The 4,829-nt window shown below is 61.3% G+C and carries 3 protein-coding genes; all 3 read left to right on the top strand.

The annotated features are described in order from the left end of the window. Nucleotides 1-1,498: FAD-dependent oxidoreductase (locus tag H0V34_04080; protein MBA2490902.1), on the top strand; the 1,498-nt coding region annotated here is incomplete at its 5' end. A gap of 100 nt (nt 1,499-1,598) precedes the next feature. After that, nucleotides 1,599-3,746: a 4Fe-4S dicluster domain-containing protein gene (locus tag H0V34_04075; protein MBA2490901.1), complete on the top strand. Its 2,148-nt coding sequence runs from the start codon at nt 1,599-1,601 to the stop codon at nt 3,744-3,746. Nucleotides 3,747-3,808: 62 nt separating this feature from the next. Next, nucleotides 3,809-4,829, top strand: a 1,021-nt coding sequence (locus H0V34_04070) for a hypothetical protein (protein MBA2490900.1), incomplete at its 3' end; no start/stop codon positions are given.

Genomic DNA, 4,829 nt, shown 5'->3' with positions numbered 1-4,829 from the left:
TGCCATCGAGGTTGAAGTGGACGGCATGAAGTTCGTCGAACTGGCTGATCCTTACGTTGACGTTTGGGATGTCAACGTAGGAGACATTGCGGAGTGGGGCGAGGATGCAGGGCCTTCGCGTTTTTATCGTCAGGGCCATCAGATTCCGTGGCAAAAGTTCATTAAAGAGGTGACCAAGAAACCGGTGCTGGGTGTCGGTCGCTTCACCGATCCCGAAAAAATGGCCGAAGTGATCCGCGCCGGCCAGCTCGACATCATCGGCGCGGCGCGGCCGAGCATCTCGGATCCGTGGTTGCCCCGCAAGATCGACGAAGGTCGCATCGACGATATCCGCGTGTGCATCGGCTGCAACGTCTGCATCTCGCGCTGGGAAATCGGCGGGCCGCCCATGATCTGCACGCAGAACGCCACCGCCGGCGAAGAATACCGCCGCGGCTGGCATCCGGAAAAATTCCCCAAGGCGGGTTCCGACGATTCAGTCCTGGTGGTCGGCGCCGGCCCTGCCGGTTCGGAATGCGCGCGCGTACTGCTGGAGCGCGGCTATACCGTGCATTTGTACGACAGCGCGGAGAAGGTCGGTGGCCACAATAACGACGTGTCGACACATCTCCCAGGCCTCGGCGAGTGGGGTTACCACCGCGATTACCGCGAGCAGCAGATACAGAAGCTATTGAAAAAGAACAAGGACTCGCAACTGGCATTGGGCCAGAACCCCATGACCGTGGACGCGGCGCTCGACTATGGCGCCGAGAAGATCGTGATAGCCACAGGCGCTTCGTGGAATACCGACGGCACCAATGCATTAACTCATGCGCCGATCCCGGGCGCCGATGCGAGTCGGGACGACCAGATTACGCCGGAGCAGATCTACGCGGGCAACAAGGAGATCGGCAAGAAGGTGATTATCCTGAGCGCCGATCCGTACTACATGACGCCAAGCCTCGCGCAGAAACTGGCCGAGGCAGGCCGCGAGGTCACCATAGTGGACGGCGTCGGGCTGGGCAGTTACATGGAGTTCACTCTCGAGTTTCCCAACACCATGCGCATGCTGCACGAGAATCACGTCGAGATCACCGGCGAGAGCTTTGCGTCGCGAATCGAGCCGGGTCGCATCGAGATCTATAACCTGTACGGCGACGGCTCCAAACGCGAGTACAGAGGCCCTGGAAAGCTGCCGCGCCGGGAAAACACAACCCACCAGTGGCTCGAATTCGATACGATGGTGCTGGTCACGGGACGCCACTCCAACGATGAGCTATATCGGGGCTTGAAGGCACGCAAGGACGAGTGGTCCGATAATGGCGTCAAGGACGTGTACGTGATTGGCGACGCCTGGGCGCCCAAGCTGATGGCCGACTCGACTTTCGAGGGCCATCGCCTGGCGCGGGAGATCGAGGAGCCCAACGCGCAGTGGCCCAAACCCTATCGCCGCGAGGTCGCGGTGTGGGGTACGGCGCACATGCCGGACGGAGCGTTCGAGATCGAGTATCAGACTTGACCGATGAAACCGGCTCGGCGCGGCTACTACGGTCGCACCGGGCCTGATTAACCGGCCTGGCGCGGCCCACACCTCGCGTAGCTGAACCGAGACCAGTCTTATGGATCTACTGGAGCACGGCCATAACCCGGATGAGGTCACCAGGATCCTGTTCCAGGATTTTCCCGGCTGGATGGTCGCCTCTTTCTATGTGGTCGCGCTGGCGGCCATAGCGGTATTTCTTTACGGGTGTTATCTACAGGTCAGAAAATATCGCCGCGGCACCGCGTTCAAGCTTGCCCGTATCGGCAGCGGTCTCAAGGAAATGCTTGGGCAGCTGCTCGCCCATCGTTCCTTGAGACGCCGCGACGTGCCGGCAGGCCATGCGCACGCCCTGATCTTCTTTGGCTTCGTGCTGCTGTTCATCGGCACCGCCACGATCACCCTCGACTACGACATCACCGGGCCTCTTCTGGGGATCAGCTTCTGGGAGGGAACATTCTATCTCTGGTTCTCGCTGGTCATGGACCTCGCCGGGCTGACCTTGATTGCAGGGCTGATCTACATGATGTATCGCCGCCAGTGGCTGCGACCGCCCAAGCTGGATTACACCCGCCCGGATCGCTCCGGGAATGAACCGGATGCGGATCGCAGCGGATATCGCCGCGAGGACTGGGCGTTTCTGTGGCTGCTGATCCTGATCGGCATCACCGGGTTTGTTCTGGAGGCCGCACGGCTGGTCTGGCTGCAAGGTGATCCCACTGTGTGGAGCTATCGCTGGTGGTCACCCGTGGCGGCATCGATGGCTTACCTCTTCGAGGGCCTGGCGCTGTCGCCGGAAGGTGCTGCGGATCTGCGCCTGTACACATGGTGGGTACACGGCATTCTGGCCTTGAGTTTTATCGCCTTGATTCCGTACACCAAGGTCAAGCACATTCTTACATCCATGGGGTCGCTGGCGATCCGCGACCCAAGGCCTTCGGCGCGCCTGCCGCAGGCGGATCTGGAAAGCGAGAAGATCGGCTACAAACTGATTACAGATTTCAGCTGGAAGCATCTCATGCATCTGGATGCGTGCACCAAATGCGGCCGCTGCCACGAGGCGTGCCCCGCTAATGCCACGGGTTATCCGCTGTCGCCGCGCGATCTGGTGCTGTCACTGAGAGAACTGGCCGCAAGCACGCTTGAGGGCAGCAAACTTCCCGATAACGACAGGTTGATCGCCGTAGGAGACGGGGTCAATCAGATCAGGGCGGAGACCTTGTGGGCCTGCCGCAGCTGCGCCGCTTGCGTTGAGATTTGCCCGGTGGGCATCGAACACGTGCCCATGATCGTGGAAATGCGACGGACGCTGGTCGAGGAAGGCGAGATGGAGGCGACCGTACAGACGGCCTTGCAGCAGATACAGAAGAAAGGCAATTCGTTTGGCGAGAACAAGCGCAAGCGGCCGGCCTGGACCAAAAAGCTGGACTTCGAGATCAAGGACGCGCGCAAGGAACCGGTCGAATGGCTCTGGTTCGTGGGCGACTTCGCCTCGTTCGATCCGCGCTATCAGAAGGTCTCGCAGGCCTTCGCTCGAGTCCTGCACAACGCGGGGGTCGATTTCGGGATCCTGTTCGAGGCCGAGATGAACGCGGGCAATGACGTCCGTAGAGTGGGCGAGGAAGGGCTATACGAACACCTGGCGGAATCGAACATCGAGACCTTGAGTCAGTGCGAGTTCAAAAAAATCGTTACCACCGATCCACATTCGTTCAATACCATCAAGAACGAATATCCCGACTTCGGCGGTCGCTACCAAATCGAGCACGCCAGTACCCTGATCCAGCGGATGCTCGCGAACAACGAGATCAAATTGAAGAAGAAGCTGGATCGTAAAGTGACATTTCATGATCCCTGTCATCTGGGCCGCCTGAACAAGGGTTATGACGCCCCGCGCGAGGCGATCCGGATGCTGGGCGCTGATCTCGTGGAAATGCGTCGCACGCGCGATAACTCATTTTGTTGCGGCGCGGGCGGTGGGCGTATCTGGATGGCGGACCCCGCGGACAGGGAGAAACCGTCTGAAAATCGCATGAAGGAGGCGGCGCAAATCGAGGGTCTGGAGGTATTCGTGGTGGGTTGTCCCAAGTGCATGAACATGTTCGAGGACTCGGTCAAGTCCACCGGCAACGAGAAGCAGATCAAGGTGCAGGAGCTGATCGAACTGGTCGACGAGTGTATGGACACAGGCATCGAACAACCACCAAGACAGGCGGCGCAGGCCTGAAAGGACTCGCGAACATCGTGAACAACCCTGGACGGAATGCGCAGAGGCGCTCATCGACGCAAATGTCAGCGAACTGCCAGGATCTGGAAGAATTGATCGTTCATGTCAGCGAACGCGGTGATCCGTACCTGGCAGCGGCTCTGCATCCCTTCGCCGCACCGGCGGCTCGAAAGGCGCTCGAACGTGTGAGTCTGGCTAACCGAAAATTACGGCGCCTGTTTGCCGGTGCGCCTTATGCGCCGCCCTCCATACTCGCAGTACTGAGCAAGGACCCGGACGAGAAAATTCGCCATAGAGTCGCGCGCCATCCGCGTACTTCCGGCGCGACTCTGGCGTGGCTGATGGACACGGATCGCTCGTCGGGCGTACGCGCCGCGATCGCCGCCCATGGCAACGCGGATGCGGCGCTGCTCGATAAGCTGCTGGACGATCCTTCGGAGGCCGTGCGCCACGGGCTGTGCGGCAATCCGCATACGGGCGCCGCGGCGCTCGCATCCTTGGCCGCCCATGCAAGCCTCAGGCAGCTCAAGGAGATTGCGCGAAATGCTAACGCGGACGCCACGGTGCTGCGTAGCCTGTGGGCCCGCGGCGATGTGTATCTTCGCGGAGAAATTGCCGCGCACCCTAACAGTCCGTCGGACGTGCGCAGTGAAGCCGAGCACGATTCCGAGCCGCTGATTCGCAGAATGCTGGCCGCCAACCCCGCGGCGACGCTCGCTACGCTGGTGCGCTTGTTGAGCGACGTGGAGGGCCAGGTGCGGGCCGCCGCGGCCCGCAACCTCGCCGTCCCGGACAGTGCGCTCAAGGCTCTGGTGGACGATCCGTCGCGTCAGGTGCGGCGTATCCAGGCGCGGCGAAAAGGCCAGATGCGTGAAATCCTCGCGAGTCTGGCGGTCGATGACGATCCCTGGGTGCGGCGATGGGTGGCGCGCAATTCCGCGACACCCGAAGCCGTACTGCGCAGGCTGGCGGTGGACGAAGAAACGGAGGTCCGCCGGGGGGTCGCCCGCAATCCGTCATGTTCGGTGGCGCTGTTACGGGAGCTGGCGCGAGACCCGCAAGCCTGGGTGCGGGCCGGCGTGG

The organism is Gammaproteobacteria bacterium, from assembly GCA_013696315.1.
Lineage (GTDB): Bacteria > Pseudomonadota > Gammaproteobacteria > JACCYU01 > JACCYU01 > JACCYU01.
Note: the sequence above shows the minus strand (reverse complement) of the source record. Positions and strands in the feature narration are given on the sequence as shown.

Coding starts and splice junctions, on each gene's coding strand:
- H0V34_04075 (MBA2490901.1), top strand. CDS start 1,599: ATGGATCTACTGGAGCACGGCCATAACCCGGATGAGGTCACCAGGATC.